The organism is Streptomyces sp. NPDC093018 (genome assembly GCF_040684035.1).
Lineage (GTDB): Bacteria > Actinomycetota > Actinomycetes > Streptomycetales > Streptomycetaceae > Streptomyces > Streptomyces murinus.
In genome coordinates, this window is sequence record NZ_JBFBFF010000003.1 from 649,834 (window position 1) to 670,025 (window position 20,192).

At 72.4% G+C, this 20,192-nt stretch carries 21 protein-coding genes; 14 read left to right on the forward strand and 7 right to left on the reverse strand.

The genetic code is table 11. The features are described 5' to 3' along the window. Positions 1-50 precede the first annotated feature (50 nt). The 3 genes from AB0N90_RS10310 (at position 51) to moaA (ending at position 3,204) form a co-directional block, all read left to right on the forward strand. Positions 51-407: a DUF485 domain-containing protein gene (locus AB0N90_RS10310; RefSeq protein WP_361670462.1), complete on the forward strand. Its 357-nt coding sequence runs from the start codon at positions 51-53 to the stop codon at positions 405-407. Continuing rightward, entirely contained in the window at positions 404-2,032 is a 1,629-nt protein-coding gene (locus AB0N90_RS10315; protein WP_365194659.1) for a cation acetate symporter, read from the forward strand. The genes AB0N90_RS10310 and AB0N90_RS10315 overlap by 4 nt, the downstream gene beginning before the upstream one ends. A gap of 182 nt (positions 2,033-2,214) precedes the next feature. Continuing rightward, entirely contained in the window at positions 2,215-3,204 is a 990-nt protein-coding gene (gene moaA, locus AB0N90_RS10320; RefSeq protein ID WP_365194662.1) for a GTP 3',8-cyclase MoaA, read from the forward strand. 9 nt (positions 3,205-3,213) lie between these two features. On the opposite strand, the gene AB0N90_RS10325 is transcribed toward moaA, so the two are convergent. Both AB0N90_RS10325 and AB0N90_RS10330 read right to left on the reverse strand, forming a co-directional pair. Further along, complete coding sequence (locus AB0N90_RS10325; RefSeq protein ID WP_361670455.1) at positions 3,214-3,429, reverse strand: hypothetical protein; 216 nt, start codon at positions 3,427-3,429, stop codon at positions 3,214-3,216. 208 nt (positions 3,430-3,637) lie between these two features. After that, positions 3,638-3,988, reverse strand: coding sequence for a DUF3099 domain-containing protein (locus tag AB0N90_RS10330; protein ID WP_365194665.1), 351 nt, complete (start codon positions 3,986-3,988; stop codon positions 3,638-3,640). Between the two features lie 159 nt (positions 3,989-4,147). On the opposite strand from AB0N90_RS10330, the gene AB0N90_RS10335 reads away from it, so the two are divergent. Further along, positions 4,148-4,432, forward strand: coding sequence for a GlsB/YeaQ/YmgE family stress response membrane protein (locus AB0N90_RS10335; protein ID WP_037656627.1), 285 nt, complete (start codon positions 4,148-4,150; stop codon positions 4,430-4,432). Between the two features lie 42 nt (positions 4,433-4,474). Here AB0N90_RS10335 and tyrS read toward each other — a convergent pair whose 3' ends face one another. Further along, positions 4,475-5,743, reverse strand: a complete 1,269-nt coding sequence (tyrS, locus tag AB0N90_RS10340; protein WP_365194670.1) for a tyrosine--tRNA ligase — start codon at positions 5,741-5,743, stop codon at positions 4,475-4,477. A gap of 55 nt (positions 5,744-5,798) precedes the next feature. Continuing rightward, a complete protein-coding gene (locus tag AB0N90_RS10345; RefSeq protein ID WP_365194673.1) occupies positions 5,799-7,190 on the reverse strand; it encodes a metallopeptidase TldD-related protein in 1,392 nt (463 codons plus the stop codon). 239 nt (positions 7,191-7,429) lie between these two features. Here AB0N90_RS10345 and AB0N90_RS10350 point away from each other — a divergent pair, with 239 nt between their 5' ends. The 3 genes from AB0N90_RS10350 to AB0N90_RS10360 all read left to right on the forward strand — a co-directional run bounded on the left by AB0N90_RS10350 (position 7,430) and on the right by AB0N90_RS10360 (position 10,913). Next, complete coding sequence (locus tag AB0N90_RS10350; RefSeq protein ID WP_365194674.1) at positions 7,430-8,872, forward strand: amidase; 1,443 nt, start codon at positions 7,430-7,432, stop codon at positions 8,870-8,872. Next, on the forward strand, positions 8,869-10,095 hold the full coding sequence (locus tag AB0N90_RS10355) for an MFS transporter (RefSeq protein ID WP_365194677.1): 1,227 nt from the start codon (positions 8,869-8,871) through the stop codon (positions 10,093-10,095). Before AB0N90_RS10350 ends, AB0N90_RS10355 begins: the two co-directional genes overlap by 4 nt. A 116-nt stretch (positions 10,096-10,211) precedes the next feature. Continuing rightward, complete coding sequence (locus AB0N90_RS10360; RefSeq protein ID WP_361670439.1) at positions 10,212-10,913, forward strand: FCD domain-containing protein; 702 nt, start codon at positions 10,212-10,214, stop codon at positions 10,911-10,913. 72 nt (positions 10,914-10,985) lie between these two features. On the opposite strand, the gene AB0N90_RS10365 is transcribed toward AB0N90_RS10360, so the two are convergent. After that, the gene (locus AB0N90_RS10365; protein ID WP_365194679.1) at positions 10,986-12,512 is read right to left on the reverse strand and encodes a TldD/PmbA family protein; all 1,527 of its coding nucleotides are present in this window, start codon (positions 12,510-12,512) and stop codon (positions 10,986-10,988) included. Between the two features lie 251 nt (positions 12,513-12,763). Here AB0N90_RS10365 and fabG point away from each other — a divergent pair, with 251 nt between their 5' ends. From fabG to AB0N90_RS10380, 3 genes are all read left to right on the forward strand, one after another. Beyond that, entirely contained in the window at positions 12,764-13,468 is a 705-nt protein-coding gene (gene fabG / locus AB0N90_RS10370; RefSeq protein WP_037656620.1) for a 3-oxoacyl-[acyl-carrier-protein] reductase, read from the forward strand. A 5-nt stretch (positions 13,469-13,473) separates the two neighbouring features. Continuing rightward, a complete protein-coding gene (fabI, locus tag AB0N90_RS10375) occupies positions 13,474-14,241 on the forward strand; it encodes an enoyl-ACP reductase FabI (RefSeq protein WP_037656619.1) in 768 nt (255 codons plus the stop codon). A gap of 297 nt (positions 14,242-14,538) precedes the next feature. After that, positions 14,539-14,886 carry a hypothetical protein gene (locus AB0N90_RS10380; RefSeq protein ID WP_365194682.1) on the forward strand — a complete coding sequence of 116 codons (348 nt, stop codon included), beginning with the start codon at positions 14,539-14,541 and terminating at the stop codon, positions 14,884-14,886. 9 nt (positions 14,887-14,895) lie between these two features. On the opposite strand, the gene AB0N90_RS10385 is transcribed toward AB0N90_RS10380, so the two are convergent. Then, positions 14,896-15,585: a FadR/GntR family transcriptional regulator gene (locus tag AB0N90_RS10385; protein WP_365194685.1), complete on the reverse strand. Its 690-nt coding sequence runs from the start codon at positions 15,583-15,585 to the stop codon at positions 14,896-14,898. Between the two features lie 91 nt (positions 15,586-15,676). Here AB0N90_RS10385 and AB0N90_RS10390 point away from each other — a divergent pair, with 91 nt between their 5' ends. From AB0N90_RS10390 to AB0N90_RS10405, 4 genes are all read left to right on the forward strand, one after another. After that, on the forward strand, positions 15,677-17,008 hold the full coding sequence (locus AB0N90_RS10390; protein WP_365194687.1) for a CynX/NimT family MFS transporter: 1,332 nt from the start codon (positions 15,677-15,679) through the stop codon (positions 17,006-17,008). 44 nt (positions 17,009-17,052) lie between these two features. Beyond that, positions 17,053-17,172: an SGM_5486 family transporter-associated protein gene (locus AB0N90_RS10395; protein ID WP_086806966.1), complete on the forward strand. Its 120-nt coding sequence runs from the start codon at positions 17,053-17,055 to the stop codon at positions 17,170-17,172. A 216-nt stretch (positions 17,173-17,388) separates the two neighbouring features. Further along, positions 17,389-17,595, forward strand: coding sequence for a hypothetical protein (locus AB0N90_RS10400; protein ID WP_365194688.1), 207 nt, complete (start codon positions 17,389-17,391; stop codon positions 17,593-17,595). 77 nt (positions 17,596-17,672) lie between these two features. Further along, positions 17,673-18,191, forward strand: a complete 519-nt coding sequence (locus tag AB0N90_RS10405; protein WP_361670424.1) for a histidine phosphatase family protein — start codon at positions 17,673-17,675, stop codon at positions 18,189-18,191. A 193-nt stretch (positions 18,192-18,384) separates the two neighbouring features. Here the strand turns inward: AB0N90_RS10405 and serB are convergent, their stop codons facing one another. Next, on the reverse strand, positions 18,385-19,593 hold the full coding sequence (gene serB / locus AB0N90_RS10410) for a phosphoserine phosphatase SerB (protein ID WP_182775335.1): 1,209 nt from the start codon (positions 19,591-19,593) through the stop codon (positions 18,385-18,387). Positions 19,594-20,192 lie beyond the last annotated feature (599 nt).

The window sequence follows — 20,192 nt, forward strand, 5'->3', positions numbered from 1 at the left end:
ACCATCGAGCCCCCGGCAGCCCTGCCCGACCGCACCCGCGAGGAGAACCCGTGGCCACCGAGACACCGCCCCCCGCCGCACCGGGGACCCCCCTTCCCACCGCCGAGGAGTTCACGGAGGTGCAGCGGAGCGCGGACTTCGCCGAACTGCGCCGCGCACACCGTTCGTTCGCCTTCCCGCTGACCCTCGCCTTCATCGCCTGGTACCTGCTGTACGTGCTGCTCTCCAGCTACGCCGACGGGTTCATGGGCACCGAGGTCGTGGGCAACCTCAATGTCGCCCTGGTCCTCGGACTCGCCCAGTTCCTCACCACCTTCCTGATCGCCTGGTGGTACGCCCGGCACGCCGCGACCGAGCTCGACCCGAAGGCAGCGGCCATCAAGTCCCGTATGGAGGGCGCCGAATGAGCCCCGCGACCCATCGCACCCTGTTGGCCGCCGGTGAGGCGAGCGAGCACCGGACGCTGATCGTCACCCTGTTCGCCGTCTTCGTCGCCGCCACTCTCGTCATCACCGTATGGGCCGGCCGGCAGACCAAGGACGCCGCCGACTTCTACGCGGGCGGGCGCCAGTTCACCGGCTTCCAGAACGGCCTCGCCGTCTCCGGCGACTACATGTCCGCCGCGTCCTTCCTCGGCATCGCCGGTGCCATCGCCCTCTTCGGCTACGACGGCTTCCTCTACTCCGTCGGCTTCCTGGTCGCCTGGCTCGTCGCGCTGCTCCTGGTCGCCGAGCCGCTGCGCAACTCCGGCCGCTACACGATGGGCGACGTGCTCGCCTACCGGATGCGCCGGCGCCCCGTGCGCACGGCCGCCGGGGTCTCCACCATCGTGGTGTCGATCTTCTATCTGCTCGCCCAGATGGCCGGCGCGGGCGTCCTGGTCTCCCTGCTGCTCGGCATCACCAGCGACCTGGGCAAGATCGGCATCGTCGCCCTGGTCGGCGTCCTGATGATCGTCTACGTGACCATCGGCGGCATGAAGGGCACCACCTGGGTCCAGATGGTCAAGGCGGTGCTGCTGATGGCCGGTGCCGTCCTGCTGACCTTCCTGGTCCTCATGAAGTTCCACTTCGACGTCTCGGACCTGCTGGGCCGGGCCGCCGACAACAGCGGCAAGGGCGCGTCGTTCCTCCAGCCCGGCCTGAAGTACGGCGCCACCGGCACCACCAAGCTGGACTTCCTCTCCCTCGGCCTCGCCCTGGTCCTCGGCACCGCGGGCCTGCCGCACATCCTGATCCGCTTCTACACGGTGCCCACCGCGAAGGCCGCCCGTAAGTCGGTGATCTGGGCCATCGGCCTGATCGGCGTCTTCTACCTGATGACCCTCGCCCTCGGCTTCGGCGCCGCGGCGCTGATCAAACCGGCCGAGATCATCGCCTCCAACAAGGCGGGCAACACCGCGGCCCCGCTCCTCGCCCTGCACCTCGGCGGCACCGACTCCACCTGGGGCGCCGTCCTGCTCGCGACCATCTCCGCCGTCGCCTTCGCCACCATCCTCGCCGTCGTCGCCGGCCTCACCCTCGCCTCGTCCTCCTCCTTCGCGCACGACATCTACGCGAACGTCATCAAGAGGGGGCGGGCCACCGAGAAGCAGGAACTGGGCGCGGCCCGCTGGGCGACCGTCGGCATCGGCGCGGTCTCCATCGTCCTCGGCGCCCTGGCCCGCGACCTCAATGTGGCGGGCCTGGTGGCGCTCGCCTTCGCCGTCGCCGCCTCCGCGAACCTGCCGACGATCCTCTACAGCCTCTTCTGGAAGCGCTTCACCACCGCCGGAGCCCTGTGGTCGATCTACGGCGGCCTGGTCACCGCGGTGGGCCTCGTGCTGTTCTCCCCGGTGGTCTCCGGGAGCCCCGCCTCGATGTTCCCCGGCGCCGACTTCCACTGGTTCCCGCTGGAGAATCCCGGGATCATCTCCATCCCCGTCGGATTCCTGCTCGGCGCCGTGGGCACTCTGCTGTCGAAGGAGGCGCCGGACGCCGGCAAGTACGCGGAACTGGAGGTGCGCTCCCTGACCGGGACGGGCGCGCACTGACGCTCGTACGACCGTCGTATCGCGGACCGCGTCGTCGGGGCCGGGCGCCTCTCAGAGCTGTACGGTCCTACGACGCGGCCGCCGGACACCTCGTTCGATCGGGCCGGTGCCCCTGTCAGTGGTGTCACGTAGGCTCGCAGATGACACGGAAAAAACACCGATGATCGAGGGAGGGGGCCCACGTGCTCATCGACACGTACGGCCGCGTGGCCACCGACCTGAGGGTCTCGCTGACCGACCGGTGCAATCTGCGCTGTACGTACTGCATGCCCGAGGAGGGCCTGCAGTGGCTGGCGAAGCCCGAACTGCTCACGGACGACGAGATCGTCCGCCTCGTCGACATCGCGGTGCGCCTGCTCGGCGTCGAGGAGGTCCGCTTCACGGGCGGCGAACCCCTGCTGCGCCCCGGCCTGGTCGGCATCGTCGAGCGCGTCGCGGCCCTCGGCCCGCGCCCGCGGATGTCCCTCACCACCAACGGCATCGGCCTCGGCCGCACCGCCGCCGCCCTGAAGGCGGCGGGCCTGGACCGGGTCAATGTCTCCCTGGACACCCTGCGCCCCGATGTCTTCAAGACCCTCACCCGCCGCGACCGCCACAAGGACGTCCTCGAAGGACTCCGCGCCGCCCGCGCGGCCGGCCTCACCCCCGTCAAGGTCAACACCGTGCTGATGCCGGGGCTCAATGGGGACGAGGCCCCCGACCTGCTGGCCTGGGCCATCGAACACGACTATGAGCTGCGGTTCATCGAGCAGATGCCGCTGGACCCCCAGCACGGCTGGAAGCGCGAGGGCATGGTCACCGCCGGTGACATCCTCGCCTCCCTGCGCACCCGCTTCGACCTCACCCCCGAGGACGCGGGCGAGCGCGGCTCGGCACCGGCGGAGCGCTGGCTGGTGGACGGCGGCCCGTACCGGGTCGGGGTGATCGCCTCGGTCACCCGACCGTTCTGCGCGGCCTGCGACCGCACCCGGCTGACCGCCGACGGCCAGATACGCACCTGTCTGTTCGCCACCGAGGAGACCGACCTGCGCGGCGCCCTGCGCTCGGGCGCGCCCGACGAGGAGATCGCCCGGCTGTGGCGGGTGGCGATGTGGGGCAAGAAGGCGGGCGCGGGCCTGGACGACCCGTCCTTCATCCAGCCGGACCGCCCGATGTCGGCGATCGGCGGCTGAGCGGGGGCGTCAACTCCCGCTCTGCTCCCACTCGTCGAACCGGACGACGTCCTTCAGGAACCCCCGCGCGCCCAGGAACTTCGACAGATGCTCGCGGTGCTCCTCGCAGGCGAGCCAGGTCTTGCGCCGCTCCGGCGTGTGGATCTTCGGATTGTTCCAGGCCAGCACCCATACGGCGGTGGTGCGGCAGCCCTTGGCGGAGCAGATGGGGGTCTCGTCACTCACAGATTCGTCTCACCAGATCGGGTGCAGAACGAGGCGACGCCGAGCAGCCACGGGGGGAGCTGCCCGGCGTCGGTCCGTCGCTCCGACGGGGGATGCGGAGCGCTTATGCAGTATGTCACGGCCGACCCGTCGCCCGGCACCGGAACTGCGTGATTGATTCTGAGCTTTTCTTGAGCATGAAATGCGTCCGGCGTCCGCTTTCTTCGCGTCAGCCTTGATCACGCGGGGGCTGTTCGTCCTCGCCGCGCGGCGCCCCGATCACCGGGCGTGCCGGCGCGGTGACGAACGTCGAGGGCAGGGAGGGCGGCCGCTCACGGCCCGCGTTCGCGACCACCACAGCGATATAGGGGAGGATCGCGCCGGCCACCAACGCCACGACGGCGAAGGGCCGTTCGACGTTCCACAGCGTGGCCGCGAGGATCACCGCCACCGTGCGGATCGCCATCGAGATGACGTACCGCCGCTGCCGTCCGCGCACGTCCTCGGCGAGACCGGTCCGGGCGCCGGTGATCCGGAACACCTGGCCGCCGTCGCCGTGCTGTTTCCGTGTCGCCTTCACGCGTCTTACGGTACGCCGCGCCCGCGCGGCCGACGAGACCGGGTCGCCCGCTGCCTGCGGCAACGCCCTCGACCGTACGGCCGAACCCGACATGCGCCCCAGGGTGTCCCGGCCGACACTGGCCGTAAAGCTCACGTCGATCCGGACGAGGAGGCAGCCATGGGCTGGTTGTGGGCGATCATCGTGGGGTTCGTACTGGGTGTGATCGCCAAGGCGGTCATCCCGGGCAAGCAGCACAGCCCCCTCTGGCTGACCACCCTCTGCGGCATCCTGGGCGCCATCGCGGGCAACGCGATCGCCGCCGCGCTGAACGTCCGCGAGACCCGGGGCATCGACTGGAGCCGCCATATCTTCCAGCTGGTGGCCGCGATCATCATCGTCGCCGTGGTCGACTCGCTCTACATGGCGACGCTGGGCAAGAGGAAGCAGCGCCAGCGGATCTGAGTACTTCTGTGCGGGGCGCCCCGGTGGGCGCCCCGCACAGCGCTATCCGGCGACGACCTCCACCGCCGCCAGATTCCGCTTTCCGCGCCGCAGCACCAGCCACCGCCCGTCCAGCAGGTCCTCCGGCGAGGCCACCGCGTCCTCGGCGGTCACCTTGACGTTGTTCACGTAGGCGCCGCCCTCCTTCACGGTCCTGCGCGCCGCGGACTTGCTCGCGACCAGGCCCACCTCGGCGAACAGATCCACCACGGACCCCAGCTCGGCGACCTGGATGTGCGGCACCTCGGACAGCGCGGACGCCAGCGTCCTGCCGTCCAGCTCCGCCAGCTCGCCCTGCCCGAACAGCGCCTTCGACGCGGCGATCACCGCGGCCGTCTGCCCGGCTCCGTGCACCAGCGTGGTCAGCTCCTCGGCCAGCGCCCGCTGGGCCGCCCGCGCCTGCGGCCGCTCCTCGGTCAGCCGCTCCAGCTCCTCGATCTCCGCATGGGACCTGAAGCTGAAGATGCGCAGGAACTTGGCGACATCACGGTCGTCCGCGTTGATCCAGAACTGGTAGAACGCGTACGGCGTGGTCATCTCGGGGTCGAGCCAGACCGTGCCGGACTCGGTCTTGCCGAACTTCGTGCCGTCCGCCTTGGTGATCAGCGGCGTGCCCAGCGCGTGCACCACGGCGTCCGGCTCGACCCGGTGGATCAGGTCGGTGCCGGAGGTGAGGTTGCCCCACTGGTCGCTGCCGCCGGTCTGGAGCGTGCAGCCATACCGCCGGTACAGCTCCAGGAAGTCCATGCCCTGGAGGATCTGGTAGCTGAACTCGGTGTAGCTGATGCCCGCGTCGGAGTTCAGCCGCCGGGAGACGGCCTCCTTGGCGATCATCTTGTTGACCCGGAAGTGCTTGCCGATGTCGCGCAGGAACTCGATGGCCGACAGGCCCTGGGTCCAGTCCAGGTTGTTGACCATCACCGCGGCGTTCGGACCGTCGAAGTCCAGCAGCGGCGCGATCTGGCCGCGCAGCCGCTCGACCCACTCGGCGACGGTCTCCGGCGCGTTCAGCGTGCGCTCGGCGGTCGGCTTCGGGTCGCCGATCAGACCGGTCGCGCCCCCGACCAGGCCCAGCGGGCGGTGCCCGGCCTGCTGGATGCGGCGCATCGTCAGGATCTGCACGAGATTGCCGAGGTGCAGACTGGGCGCGGTCGGGTCGAAGCCGCAATAGAACGTGACGGGACCGTCCGCGAACGCCTTGCGCAATGCGTCCTCGTCCGTGGAGAGGGCGATGAGCCCGCGCCACTTCAGTTCGTCGACGATGTCCGTCACGGTTCTCGTGTCTCCTCGATGATCCTCGGCGGTCGGGTGACAGCCGACTACGAGGTTATACGCCCTGGCTGACAGAACTCATGTTGAAATCGGGGACCCGCAGCGGCGGCATCGCGGCCCTGGTGAACCAGTCGCCCCATTCGCGCGGCAGCGTCTGCTCCGTGCGGCCCGCCTCGATCGTGCGCCGCAGCAGGTCCACCGGCGACTCGTTGAACCGGAAGTTGTTCACCTGCCCGGTCACCTCGCCGCCCTCCACCAGATAGACGCCGTCCCGGGTCAGGCCGGTGAGCAGCAGCGTCGCCGGGTCGACCTCGCGGATGTACCACAGGCAGGTCAGCAGCAGCCCGTGCTCGGTGTCCGCGACCATCTCGTCCAGGGAGCGGTTGCCGCCGTCCAGGATCAGATTGTCCGCGGCCGGGGTGACCGGCAGCCCGGTCAGGGCGGCGCTGTGCCGGGTCGTCGTCAGGTTCCGCAGGGTGCCCCGCTCGATCCAGTCGGTGGCCGGCGCCGCGAGACCGTTGTCGAACACCGACCGGTCGCCGTTCGAGGAGTGCGCGATCACGAAGGGCGCGCACTCCAGGCCGGGCTCGTCCGGGTCGCTGCGCAGGGTCAGCGGCAGCTCGGAGAGCCGCTCGCCGATCCGGGTGCCGCCGCCCGGCCGGGAGAAGACCGTACGGCCCTCCGCCGCGTCCCGGCCCGAGGCCGACCACAGCTGGTAGATGAGCAGGTCCGCCACCGCGGTCGGCGGCAGCAGCGTCTCGTAGCGGCCCGCGGGCAGCTCCACGCGCCGCTTCGCCCAGCCCAGGCGCACGGCCAGCTCGGCGTCCAGGGCGGCCGGGTCGACGTCCTTGAAATCCCGGGTGGAGCGCCCGGCCCACGCGGAGCGGGTGCGGTCCGGCGACTTGGCGTTCAGCTCCAGGGTGCCGGTCGGCTGGTCGTGCCGCAGCCGCAGCCCGGTGGAGGTGCCCAGGTAGGTCGAGACCATCTCGTGGCTGGCGAAGCCGTACAGCTCCCGGCCGCCGGCCCGGGCGCGGGCGAAGGCGTCGCCGAGCGCCGGGGCGAAGTCGGCGAACACCGCGGAGGAGGTCTCGGCGGGCGCGTCCGTGAAGTCGGGGGCCGCGGCCACGTCCGTGACCAGCGGCCGCGCGTCCTCGGCGGGGCCCGCCCCGCGCGCGGCGGTCTCGGCGGCCCGCACCAGCGGCTCCAGCTCGTCGGCCGTCACCGCCGACCGGGAGACGACACCGGAGGCCGTGCCCCGCTGCCCGTCCACGGTCGCGATCACCGTGAGACTCCGGCCCCGGGTCACCCCGTTCGTGGTGAGCGCGTTGCCCGCCCAGCGCAGATTGGCGGTGGACGTCTCGTCGGCGATGACGAGGCATCCGTCCGCCCGGGACAGCGCGAGGGCCTGTTCGACGATCTCGTGCGGCTTGTTGCTACGGGCGCTCATCGACCGGCCTCCTGCGTGGTGTTCAAGACGGGGCGCCCCGGCACAGGGCGAAGGGGCAACCGTGGGGCGGTGGATCCGTGCAGAGAGTATCCATCGACCGCGGCGGCGAGGGCCGTTATGCGTGCCGAGCCCGGTGCTCCGGCCATCGGCGGGGCCCGGTAAGGCTTGCCTTGCTTTCTGATCAGGTGGGCCCTTACAGTCAAAGTCCTCAGAGGACCTGAGAACCTGAGGACTTAAGGATGACCATGACAGACCTCCATGACCTGACGCTCACCGAACAGGCCGCGGCGATCCGCGGCCGTACCGTGTCGCCGACCGAGCTGGTCGACCACCACCTGCGCCGCATCGAGGAGTCGAACGGCGCGCTGGGCGCCTATCGCACCGTCGACCCGCCCGGCGCCCGGCGGGCCGCCGCCGCCGTCGAGGCCCGGCTGGCCGCCGCCCGCGACGACGGCGAGGGACTGCCGCCGCTGCTCGGGGTGCCGCTGTCGGTGAAGGACACCTGGCCGGTCGCCGGACTGCCGTTCACGGCGGGCTCGGCGGCCTTCGACGACCGGACGGCCCCGGCGGACGCGGCCGTCGTGGGCGCCCTGCGGGAGGCCGGCGCCGTGCTGCTGGGGACCACCACCGCAGCCGAGTTCGGCTGCTCCTCCTACACCGAGACGGTGTTCGCCACCGCCCGCAGCCCGTACGACCTCACCCGCGGCGCCGGTGGCTCCAGCGGCGGAGCGGCCGCCTCGGTGGCCGCGGGACTGGCCGCCGGCGCCCTGGGCAGCGACGGCGGCGGCTCGGTCCGGATCCCGGCCGCGGCCTGCGGGGTGGTCGGTCTCAAGCCGAGCCGGGGACGGGTCTCGCCCGCCCCCGCGACGGACGCGCTGGGGCTCGCCACCGCCGGACCACTGGCCAGAACGGTGGCGGACACCGCCCTGCTGCTGGACGTGATGGCATTCAGCACCCCGGGCGACGCCGCCACGCTGCCGGCCCCGCCCGCCGGGTACTTCCGGGCCTGCGCCGGGCGGGCGCCCGGACCCCTGCGGATCGGGGTGCTGCCCCGGACCGAGGGCCAGCACCCCGAGGCGGCACTGGCCTGCCGCCGTACCGCCGAGCTGCTCGCCGGACTCGGCCACCACGTCACGGACGCCCCGCCGTACGACCCCGCCGAGTACCAGCCGGACTTCTCCGTGCTGTGGAGCGTGCTGGCGGCCGCGGTGCCGGTGCCCCCCGCGCGGGAGGACCTGCTGCTGCCCCTCACCCGCTGGCTGCGCGACCGGGGCCGCGCGCACGACGCGGTACGGCTGTACACGGCGATGGCCTCGCTGTCGGCCACCGCCCGCGCCCTCTGCCACCGCTACGCGGACTTCGACGCCGTACTGAGCCCCACCACGGACCAACCGCCGCTGCCGGTGGGCTGCTTGACCGACCCCGACGACCCGGAGCGCACCTTCCTGCGGATGCTCGCCCACACCCCGCGCACACCCCTGGCGAACCTCACCGGACAGCCGTCGATCAGCCTGCCGCTGCACCGGACGCCGGACGGACTGCCGATCGGCGTGATGCTGACCGGCCGGCTCCACGAGGAGGGCGTCCTGCTCTCCCTCGCCGCCCAGCTGGAACAGGCCGACCCCTGGCCCCGGCACGCCGTCCGGCCGGTGGCGGCGCGGCCCGAGCGGACGGCGCGATGAAGCGCGGCCAGCTGGTCTTCCTGACCGGCACCCATGTCGTCAACGACCTGTACCAGGGCGCGGTCCCGGCGCTGCTGCCCTTCCTGACCGCCGAACGGCACTACAGCTACACCGCCGTCTCGGGCATCGCGCTCGCGGCCGGCGGCCTGTCCAGCCTCGCCCAGCCGCTCTTCGGCCTGCTGGTGGACCGCCGCCACCGCGGCTGGCTCATCCCGGGCGGCTTCGTCACCGCCGCGGCCGGGCTCGCCTGCGCGGGGCTGGCCGGCAGTTACGCGGTCACCTGGCTCTGCGTCGCCCTGGCCGGGATCGGCATCGCCGCCTACCACCCGCCCGCCACCAACCAGGCCCGGGCCGCGGGCGGCCAGTCCCAGCGCGCGATGAGCCTGTTCTCGGTCGGCGGCACGCTGGGCGCCTCACTGGCACCGGCGCTGGTCACCCTCGTGGTCGGCTCGTTCGGCCTGGCGGGCAGCTGGCTGCTGGCCGTACCCGCCCTGGTGGCCGCCGCGCTCTGGGCCGTGCAAGGACCCTGGCTGCGGCGCCGGGGGCACACCCTGGCGGTCCCGTCGGCCGGGCGGGGCGCGGTGGCGAGCGGGCACCGGGACGACTGGCGGGCGTTCCGGCGCCTGGCCGCGGCCACCGTCGCCTGGTCGGTGCCGTACGTGACGGTCACCTCCATGCTCGCCCTGCACCTCCACCGCGATCTGAACGCCTCGACGGCCGTCGGTGCCACGGCGCTCACCCTGCTCACCCTGGCCGGGGCGGCGGGCACCCTGCTCGGCGGCTGGCTGGGCGACCGGTACGGACGGACGACGCCGATCCGCGCCGGCTATCTGCTGGCCGTCCCCGCCCTGGCCGCGCTGGCGTTCGCCCCGTCCGCGGCCGTGGCCGTCGTCGCCGCGGCGCTGTTCGGGCTGACCATGTTCCTGCCGTTCGCCTCCCAGGTGACGCTGGCCCAGGACTATCTGCCCACCCGCCCCGGCACCGCAGGCGGGCTGACCCTCGGGCTCGCCATGTCCGTGGGTGCCCTGGCCGCACCGGCGCTCGGCCGGCTGGCCGACGCCCACGGGCTGCGTGCCGTGCTCGCGCTGGTGCTCGGCGTACTGCTGGTCGCGCTCGGCTGCGCACTCCGCCTGCGCGACCGCGTTCTGCCGACGCTGACCCCGGTGGCGGCGGCGACGGCGGCCGAGCCGGTGTCCGAGTCGGCCGGCGACCCGGTGGGTTGAGTGGCTCGGCCCCCGGCCGCACACGGTGCCGGTGGCCGCACGGCCCCGGGCCCCGCCCGCCGTTCCCGGCCGGGCGGGGCTCCGGGACACGGTCCCGTGAACGGTAGGGTCGTCCCATGACTGTCCGACCGGTACGCCGCAGCTCGTTGGTCGAGGAGGCCGTCGCCGAGCTCCGCCGACTGATCGGTACGGGCGAGTGGCCGGTCGGGGCCAAGCTCCCGGGCGAGGTGGAGCTGAGCCGGCTGCTCGGCGTCGGCCGGACCACCTCGCGCGAGGCGGTCCGGGCGCTGATCGCCGACGGCCAGCTGGCCGCCCGGCACGGCTCGGGCACCTACGTCGTCGCCGCCACCCCCGTCTCGCAGTTCGACCGCGAACTGCGCCGCGCGGAGGTCTTCGACGTGTACGAGGTCCGCGCCGCACTGGAGGTGGAGGCGGGCCGACTCGCCGCACGGCGGCGCACCCCGGAGGACGTGACCGCGTTGCGGGCCGCCCTGGCCGCCCGCGACGCGGCGGCCGACCCGGCCGCGCTCATCGAGGCGGACCTGGACCTGCACCGCCGGGTGGTGCTGGCCGCGCGCAATCCGGTGCTCGTCCGGCTGTTCGACTCCTTCGTCGACGCCCTGCGCGAGGCGGCCGGGCAACTGCTGGCCGACACCGACCTGCACGGCGCGGAGGAACGGCACGCGATCGGCCGCGCCCACCACGCGCTGGTCGAGGCGATCGCCGCCGGGGACCCGGACGCCGCCGTCGAGGCGACCCGCGGCAATCTCGACCGCACCCTGGACGAGCTGCGCGCCGAGGGCGTCGGACCGCGCTGAGCACGGCCCGCCGGGGACCGGACCCCGGCCGGAGGGCCGTCCCTCACGGGCCGGGAGACGGAGCCGCCCCTCTCAGTCGCGGCCGGACTCGCTCGCCGTGTTCAGGATGTTCACCCCGCGGAACAGCGCGGAGGGGCACCCGTGGGACACCGCGGCCACCTGCCCCGGCTGGGCCTTGCCGCAGTTGAAGGCGCCGCCCAGGACGTACGTCCCCGGGCCGCCGACCGCCGCCATCGAACCCCAGAAGTCGGTCGTGGTGGCCTGGTAGGCGACGTCCTTGAGCTGCCCGGCGAGCCGCCCGTTCTCGATCCGGAAGAAGCGCTGCCCGGTGAACTGGAAGTTGTAGCGCTGCATGTCGATCGACCAGGAGCGGTCCCCGACCACGTAGATGCCCCGTTCCACGCCCCCGATCAGATCCTCGGTGGACAGCCCCGCGGGGTCCGGGCGCAGCGACACATTGGCCATGCGCTGCACCGGCACATGCGCGGGGGAGTCGGCGTACGCGCACCCGTTGGACCGCTCGAAGCCAGTCAGCCGGGCGATCCTGCGGTCCAGCTGGTAGCCGACCAGCGTGCCGTCCTTCACCAGGTCCCAGGACTGCGCCTCGACACCCTCGTCGTCGTACCCGATGGTGGCCAGGCCGTGCTCGGCGGTGCGGTCGCCGGTGACGTTCATCAGCTCGGAGCCATACCTGAGCTTGCCCAGCTGGTCGAAGGTGGCGAAGGAGGTACCGGCGTACGCGGCCTCGTAGCCGAGCGCGCGGTCCAGCTCGGTGGCGTGCCCGATGGACTCGTGGATCGTCAGCCACAGGTTGGAGGGGTCGACCACCAGGTCGTACAGGCCCGGCTCCACGCTCGGCGCCCGCATCTTCTCGGCCAGCAGCTCGGGGATCCGCGCCAGTTCGCCGTCCCAGTCCCAGCCGGTCCCGGTCAGGTACTCCCAGCCGCGCCCGGCCGGCGGCGCCAGCGTCCGCATGGAGTCGAACTCCCCGCTGGACTCGTCCACCGACACCGCCGTCAGCTCCGGATGCAGCCGCACCCGCTGCTGGGTCGTGACGGTCCCGGCCGTATCGGCGTAGAACTTGTTCTCGTGCACGGTGAGCAGCGAGGCGTCCACATGGCTCACCCCGTCCGCCGCCAGCAGCCGCGCGCTCCGGTCCGCGAGCAGCGCCGCCTTCTCCTCGCCCGGCACGCTGAACGGATCGATGTCGTACGACGAGACCCACGTCCGGTCGGCATGCACCGGCTCGTCCGCCAGCTCCACCCGCTCATCGGAACCGGCCGCCTTGATCACCTGCGCGGACAGCTTGGCCATGGCGACCGCCTGCGAGGCGACCCGGGCCGCCGCGTCCAGGGTCAGATCGACCCCGGAGGCGAAGCCCCACGTACCGCCGTGCACGACCCGGACCGCGTACCCGAGGTCGGTGGTGTCCGAGGACCCCGAGGGCCGGGCGTCGCGCAGCCGCAGGGCCGCGCTGCGCACCCGCTCGAAGCGGAAGTCCGCGTGCTCGGCCCCGAGCGAGCGCGCGCGGGCGAGCGCGGCGTCGGCGAGGGACCTGAGCGGAAGCGCGGTGAAGGCTTCGTCGATGGAATGGGGCACGGAGGTCTCCCTGCTGTCGTGGCCTGTGGGCTCCGATCATGGCGCGCGAGCGGCCCCACGGACCACACCCCTTTCGGACCCCGACCCCGCGATTATGTAGGGACCCGACAGTGACGGTCCCGCGCCACTGTCGGTGCCCGAATGCCCACGGACGCGGCCGTACCGATAGGTTTTCGATGAAGCCGCCTGTCATCCAGGTGTTCGGGCGGGTTGTCGGACCTCTAGCAGACCGCTATCGAAAGGGTGATCCGTTGAGCCGCTCGGTTCTCGTCACCGGAGGAAACCGGGGCATCGGCCTCGCCATCGCCCGCGTTTTCGCCGACGCCGGCGACAAGGTCGCGATCACGTACCGCTCGGGTGAGCCGCCGGCGGGCTTCCTGGCCGTCAAGTGCGACATCACCGACCCCGAGCAGGTGGAGCAGGCCTACAAGGAGATCGAGGACCAGCACGGTCCCGTCGAGGTGCTGGTGGCCAACGCCGGCATCACCAAGGACCAGCTCCTGATGCGCATGTCCGAGGAGGACTTCACCTCGGTCATCGACACCAACCTCACCGGTACCTTCCGCGTCGTCAAGCGTGCCAACCGCGGCATGCTGCGCGCCAAGAAGGGCCGCGTCGTCCTGATCTCCTCCGTGGTCGGCCTGCTCGGCTCGGCGGGGCAGGCGAACTACGCCGCCTCCAAGGCCGCCCTGGTGGGCTTCGCGCGCTCGCTCGCCCGTGAGCTGGGCTCGCGCAACATCACCTTCAACGTCGTCGCGCCCGGTTTCGTCGACACCGACATGACCAAGGTGCTCAGCGACGAGCAGCGCCAGGGCATCGTGTCGCAGGTGCCGCTCGGCCGTTACGCGCGGCCGGAGGAGATCGCCGCGGCGGTCCGGTTCCTCGCGTCGGACGACGCCTCGTACATCACTGGAGCCGTCATCCCCGTTGACGGCGGACTGGGAATGGGTCACTGATCACCATGAGTGGAATTCTCGAGGGCAAGCGCATCCTGATCACCGGTGTGCTGATGGAGTCCTCCATCGCCTTCCACGCCGCGAAGCAGGCCCAGGAGCAGGGCGCCGAGATCATCCTGACCGCCTTCCCGCGGCCCACGCTGACCGAGCGCATCGCCAAGAAGCTGCCGAAGCCGACCAAGGTCATCGAGCTGGACGTGACCAACGAGGAGCACCTCGCGCGCCTGGCCGACCTCGTCGGCGAGGAGCTGGGCGGCCTGGACGGCGTCGTGCACTCCATCGGTTTCGCGCCGCAGGACGCGCTCGGCGGCAACTTCCTGAACACGCCGTTCGAGTCCGTGGCCACCGCCATGCACGTCTCGGCGTTCTCCCTGAAGTCGCTCACCATGGCCTGCCTGCCGCTGATGCAGAACGGCGGCTCGGTCGTCGGCCTCACCTTCGACGCCCAGTACGCCTGGCCGCAGTACGACTGGATGGGCCCGGCCAAGGCCGCCCTGGAGGCCACCAACCGCTACATGGCGCGCGACCTGGGCAAGCAGAACATCCGCTGCAACCTCATCTCCGCGGGCCCGATCGGCTCCATGGCCGCCAAGTCCATCCCGGGCTTCGGCGACCTGGCCGCCGTGTGGGACAGCCGCTCCCCGCTGGAGTGGGACCTGAAGGACCCGGAGCCGGCCGGCAAGGGCATCGTCGCCCTGCTCAGCGACTGGTTCCCGAAGACCACCGGCGAGATCATCCACGTGGACGGCGGTCTGCACGCCATCGGCGCCTGAGCGCTCACGCCCGGCGTAAACCCGCAGTACGGCAGTACGGCAGTACGGCAGTACGGCAGTACGGCAGTACGGCAGTACGGCGAAGGCCCGCACCCCGCACAGGGGGCGGGCCTTCGCCGTACCGGAGCCGTCCCGTGGCGCCCGGCGTCCTCGGGTGTCCACCGGTGCAGCCCGGCGTCGGCGTTCTCACCCGTTCGGCTCACCGGTCGGGCGGCCCACCCCGCGCGCGGCGCACCCTGAAGACGCGCGCGTTCATCCGGCGCATCCCTCCGCAGCCCGGCCGAGGAGGTCCCCCTTGTGCGCCTGTCCCGCTGCCTGGCCCCGCTGACCCTGGCCGCCGCCCTCGCGCTCGCCCTGCCGTACGACGCGACGCCCCACGCGCACGCGAGCGCGGGTCCGCCCGCACCGAGCCTGTTCGGGGCCGCCTGCCGGACCGCGGTGAACGGCTCCCATGTGGTCGCCTACTGCCACAACCCCTATGTCGACACCGACCGGGTACGCCTGCACATCGAATGCGCCCGCTGGTGGGACATCGACACCGACAGCGCGCCGGTGGACGCCGGGCCCGCCCTGACGGTACGGCTCACCGGGCGCTGCTGGAAGGAGGTCGGCTCGGCGTGGATCAGCCACCAGAAGGTGCGCTGAACCGGGCCGTCAGCCGATGCCGGTGCCGGGCCGCCCCGGGCGGCACTGGAAGGGGTAGCTCGCCGCCTCCCTGGCCGCCGCCTCGGTGTCGCCCGTGCGGATCGCGTCCACCAGACGGGTGTGGTCCATGTGCGCCCCCGGCGTCAGCTCGGCGCCGACGTCCGCGCGCAGCGCGTCCCGCAGCAGCTCGCCCAGGTCGGCGTACATCGCCGCCATGACCTCGTTGTGGGAGGCGCCCACCACGGCCAGATGGAAGGTGGCGTCCGCGGTCACGAAGGACTCCGCCTCGCCGCTCTCCCAGGCCTCCTCGCGGCGCAGCAGCAGCGCGTCCAGCTGCTTGAGGTCCTTCTCGGTGCGCCGCTCGGCGGCGAGCTTGGCCGCGGCCGACTCCAGGGTGGCGCGCACCTCGGCGATGTGCCGGGGGTCCGCGTCGGCGAACCGGCGGTGCATCACACCGGCCAGCTCGCTGGTCGCCACCACATAGGTGCCCGAGCCCTGCCGGATGTCCAGCAGTCCGTTGTGGGCGAGCGCGCGCACGGCCTCGCGGATCGTGTTGCGGGCGACTCCCAGCTGCTCGACCAGCTCGGGCTCGGTCGGGATACGGGAGCCGACCGGCCACTCACCGGTGGCGATCTGGTTGCGCAGTTCGGCGATCACCTGCTCGGAGAGGGCCGAACGGCGCGGGTGGCTCAGAGGCATGGCACACCTTCGCACGAGGGACCGGAGCACGCACACTCCGGTGGTTCCTGGAATGGACAACCAATCATCCTATGATTCTATGATGGGTCTCATGGCTAGTGAGGAAACCCGGGCAGTGGACACTCGTACGGCGATGTCACCGACCGAACGCGACATGTCCGCCCCGATGGGCGCATCCGAGACGACCCTGGAGAAGGGCCCCGCGCACACGTGGGCGACCCGTCTGGTGGTCGCCGGCATCGTGCTGTCCGCCGTCAATCTCCGCCCGGCCATCACCAGCCTCGGCGCCCTCCTGGAGGAGGTCCGCGACGGGCTCGGCATGAGCGGCAGCGTCGCCGGACTGCTCACCTCCGTGCCCCCGCTGTGCTTCGCCGTCTTCGGCGTGATGGCGCCCCGCCTGGCCCGCCGCTTCGGACCGGCCGCCGTGGTGTGCGCCGGCATGGCCGCGATCTTCGCGGGCCTGCTGATACGGCCGTACGCCGGCGGCACCGCCGGATTCCTGGCCGCCAGCGCGCTCGCCCTGATGGGCATCGCCGTCAGCAACGTGCTGATGCCGGTCATCGTCAAGCGCTGGTTCCCCGACCGGGTCGGCTCCATGACCGGCCTGTACTCGATGGTCCTCGCGCTCGGCACCTCCCTGCCGGCCGCGGTGACGGTCCCGCTGACCCACGCCATGGGCGGGAACTGGAAGCCGGGGCTCGCGGTGTGGGCGGTGCTCGCGGCGGCGGCGGTGCTGCCGTGGATACCGCTGGTGCGGCAGGGCCGGAAGGAGTCGGCGGCCGCCGCGCGGTCGGCGTCGGCACCTGCTTCGGCGGCCGCCGGGGAGCAGCCGCCGCTGCGGATCACCCGCAGCCGCACCGCCTGGGCGCTCGCCGTCTTCTTCGGCCTCCAGGCCACCGCCGCCTACATCACCATGGGCTGGATGCCGCAGATCTTCCGGGACGCGGGCGTCTCCGCCGGCACCGCGGGGCTGCTGCTCGCCGTCACGATGGTGATGGGCGTGCCGCTGGCCTTCGTCATCCCGCGGATCGCCACCCGGCTGCCCCACCAGGGCCCGATCGTGCTGGTCCTGGGCGTGTGCGGGCTCGCCGGATACGCCGGTCTGTACCTCGCCCCGGCCGCCGGCGCCTGGGCCTGGGCGCTGCTGCTCGGCATCGCCAACTGCGCCTTCCCGCTCGCGCTGACCATGGTCGGCATGCGCGCCCGCAGCGGTCCCGGCGTGGCCCAGCTGTCCGCGTTCGCGCAGAGCACCGGCTATCTGATCTCCATCCCCGGCCCGCTGCTGGTCGGCGTGCTCTACCAGCACAGCGGCGGCTGGGGGCTGCCGATCGCCCTGATGGCGGGCCTCATGGTGCCCCAGATGGTGGTGGGCGTCCTCGCGGGCCGCGACCGCACGGTGGAGGAAGAGGCCGCGGCGCGCTGACCCCCCGCGCACAACCGCCGGGGGAGGGGTGCGAGACTGGGCGCATGCAGCCTGTGCTCGACCCGAATCCGCGAAACGGTCAGAAGAAGATGCTGCTCGTCTTCGGCTCCTTCTTCGCGATCTTCGTCATCATCGCCATCGTCGCGACCATCGCGTCCCCCTGACACCTCCCGTGGCGCGCCCCTGACGCCGCCCGGCCAGACCCCGCCCACCAGGTGTTTCCGGTGGATGGTGGTGCTGGCCCCCCTATCCCCTAGGGGGTAAGGCTCAGGGGTAACTGGGTGGAAAACCTGATGGGTTGGCGGCCCGGGATTCCGTACCTTCGAGTGGTGACCGCAGGGGGCGGTCGCACGAACCGCTCAAGGACCACGGAGGCGACCATGCCCGCCCGCACCCATTTCCGGACCCACCCGGCGACCACGGGCGGCGTCGACATGCGGCTGCCCTGGTGGGCCCTCGCCCTGCCCGTGCTCGCCTTCGCCGTCCTGTTCCTGCTGATACTGAACCCCTCGGACGCACACGCGGCGAACGCGGACCCGGCGATAGCCCACCTCGTCGAGCGCGCGCAGCTGCTGCTCACGCGCTGACCGGGTGCCGCCCGCATGGTGAATCCGCATGTCAACTCCCTGCGCCCCATGGCCTGTTTCATGCGAAGCTGGGACGCATGAGCGTCGCAGAACCCCGCAGGATCGCCCTTTTCCGGCATGCGAAAGCCGACTGGCCCGAGGTGTCCGACCATGAGCGCCCGCTCGCCGAGCGGGGCCGGATGGACGCGGCCGTCGCCGGGCGCAGGCTGACCGACTCCGGCCTCGGCTTCGACCTGGCCCTGTGTTCCACCGCGACCCGGACCCGCGAGACCTGGAAGCTCGCCGTGCACGAACTGGACCACCGGCCGAAGACCGTCTACGAGGAGCGGGTCTACGAGGCCTCCCCGGGCCAGCTGATCGCGCTGCTGAACGAGGTCCCGGACGACGTGGGCACCCTGATCCTGATCGGCCACAATCCGGGGGTCCACGGCCTCGCCGAGATCCTCGCCGGCTCGGCCGACGAGGAGGCCCGCGACCGGATGAACCGCCGCGGCTTCCCGGCCGCCGCCTTCGCCGTGCTCTCCTTCGAGGGCTCCTGGAAGGGCCTGGAGCCGGGCGTGGCCACATTGACGGACTACTGGGCGCCGTCGGAGTGAGGTGCCCCGGGCCGGCCCCGGACCCGGGCACGGATGTCGGCACGCCCACTGGCGCTCCGGCGCTCCGGCGCAGGCCCGGACGACCTGACGAGGGCCCGGCACCGCGCGCCGAGCCGCCGGGCCTGCCCATCACCGGGCAGCGGGCGCTCGTGACCCCCTGCCCGGTGACCCCGGTGGCCCCCGCCGGGGCGTCTCAGCTCTCGTCGTGGGTGTCGGCCGCCTCGACCTCTTCGCGGGTGATGCCGAGGAGGTAGAGCACCGTGTCGAGGAAGGGGAAGTTCACGGCCGTGTGCGCGGCCTCGCGCACCACGGGCTTGGCGTTGAAGGCGACGCCGAGACCGGCCGCGTTCAGCATGTCGAGGTCGTTGGCGCCGTCGCCGATCGCCACCGTCTGCACCAGCGGCACACCGGCCTCCGCCGCGAACCGGCGCAGCAGCCGCGCCTTGCCCGCGCGGTCCACGATCTCGCCGGTGACCCGGCCGGTCAGCTTGCCGTCGATGATCTCCAGCGTGTTGGCCTGCGCGAAGTCGAGGCCGAGGCGTTCCTTGAGGTCGTCGGTGACCTGGGTGAAGCCGCCGGAGACCACGCCGACCTGGTAGCCGAGCCGCTTCAGGGTGCGGATCAGGGTGCGGGCGCCGGGGGTCAGCCGGATCTCGTTGCGCACCTTCTCGACCACGGAGGCGTCGAGGCCAGCCAGCAGGGCGACGCGGGCGTGCAGCGACTGCTCGAAGTCCAGCTCGCCGCGCATCGCCGCGGCCGTCACCTCGGCGACCTTGTCCTCGCAGCCGGCGTGGGCGGCGAAGAGCTCGATCACCTCGTCCTGGATGAGGGTGGAGTCCACGTCCATGACCACGAGACGCTGTGCGCGCCGGTGCAGGCCCGCGGAGACGACCGCGATGTCGACGCCGAGCGCCCCGGCGTCCGAGGCGAGCGCGGTGCGCAGGGGCTCGGTCTCCACGCCGGAGACCGCGAACTCCACCGCCGTGACGGGGTACTTGGCGAGCCGGAAGATACGGTCGATGTTGCCGCCGGCCTTCGCGATCCGGGCGGCGATGGCGGCCGTCGACTCGGCGGTGAGCGGATGGCCGAGGACGGTCACCAAAGAGCGTCCCAGGCCGCGCGGACGGTTGTCGCCGTGGCCAGAGATGATCTCCGCCTGCATCTTCATCGACTCGGCCCAGCTGTGCACGGTGGCCCGCAGATCACCCTCGATGCCGGCCGGCGGCTGGCTCACCAGCGCGCACAGGACCAGGCGTCCCCGGGTGACGACCTGCTCGATGTCGACCACGTCGACGGAGTACGCGGCGAGGGTGTCGAAGAGTCCGGCCGTGATGCCGGGCCGGTCCTTGCCGAAGATCTTGACGAGGAGAGTGGGGACCTCGGGGGTCTGCGCAGCAGTCATGGTCTCACCACCGTATCCGGCACCCGGTGCCGCTCGCCGCCGAGGTCCGCCTGACGGACACGGAACAATGGATGGCGTCCCGGCATCAAGGATCTTGCCGACAGCTTCCCACCGGGGTCGTCCCGACCGGGACCGAAGGAGCCAGAGGTGGCCTGATCCACCCGGTACCGGGCGCGCGCCCGGTACCCCGGCGGCGGGGTCGGCCGCGCCGGAATCCACCCCGCGCCCGGAAGCCGTCCCCGGCTCGGGGACCTTCCCTCGGCCCAGAGGCTGCCCCCGCTCCCGATTCGCCACCCCCCCGACCCGAAAGCCGCTCCCCCCGCCCCGCAGCCCGGAAGCCCCGCAGCCCGGAAGCCCCGCGGCCCGGGAGCCGTGCCCCGGCTCGGGAGTCGCCCCCCGGCTCGGGGCCCCGGCCCAGAAGCCATGCTCCGCGCTCACCGCTCTCCCGTGCACGGATCGCCGTACCCCACTGCCTCCGCCCAGGGCACCTGCGCCGCCTCCACCGCCCCGCACCCCCCCCAACTTCCTCCCCTCCCACCGCCGTACCCTCCCCGAGTCGCGCTCGCCGCCCCCACTCGTCCCCCTCGCCCCAATTGCCG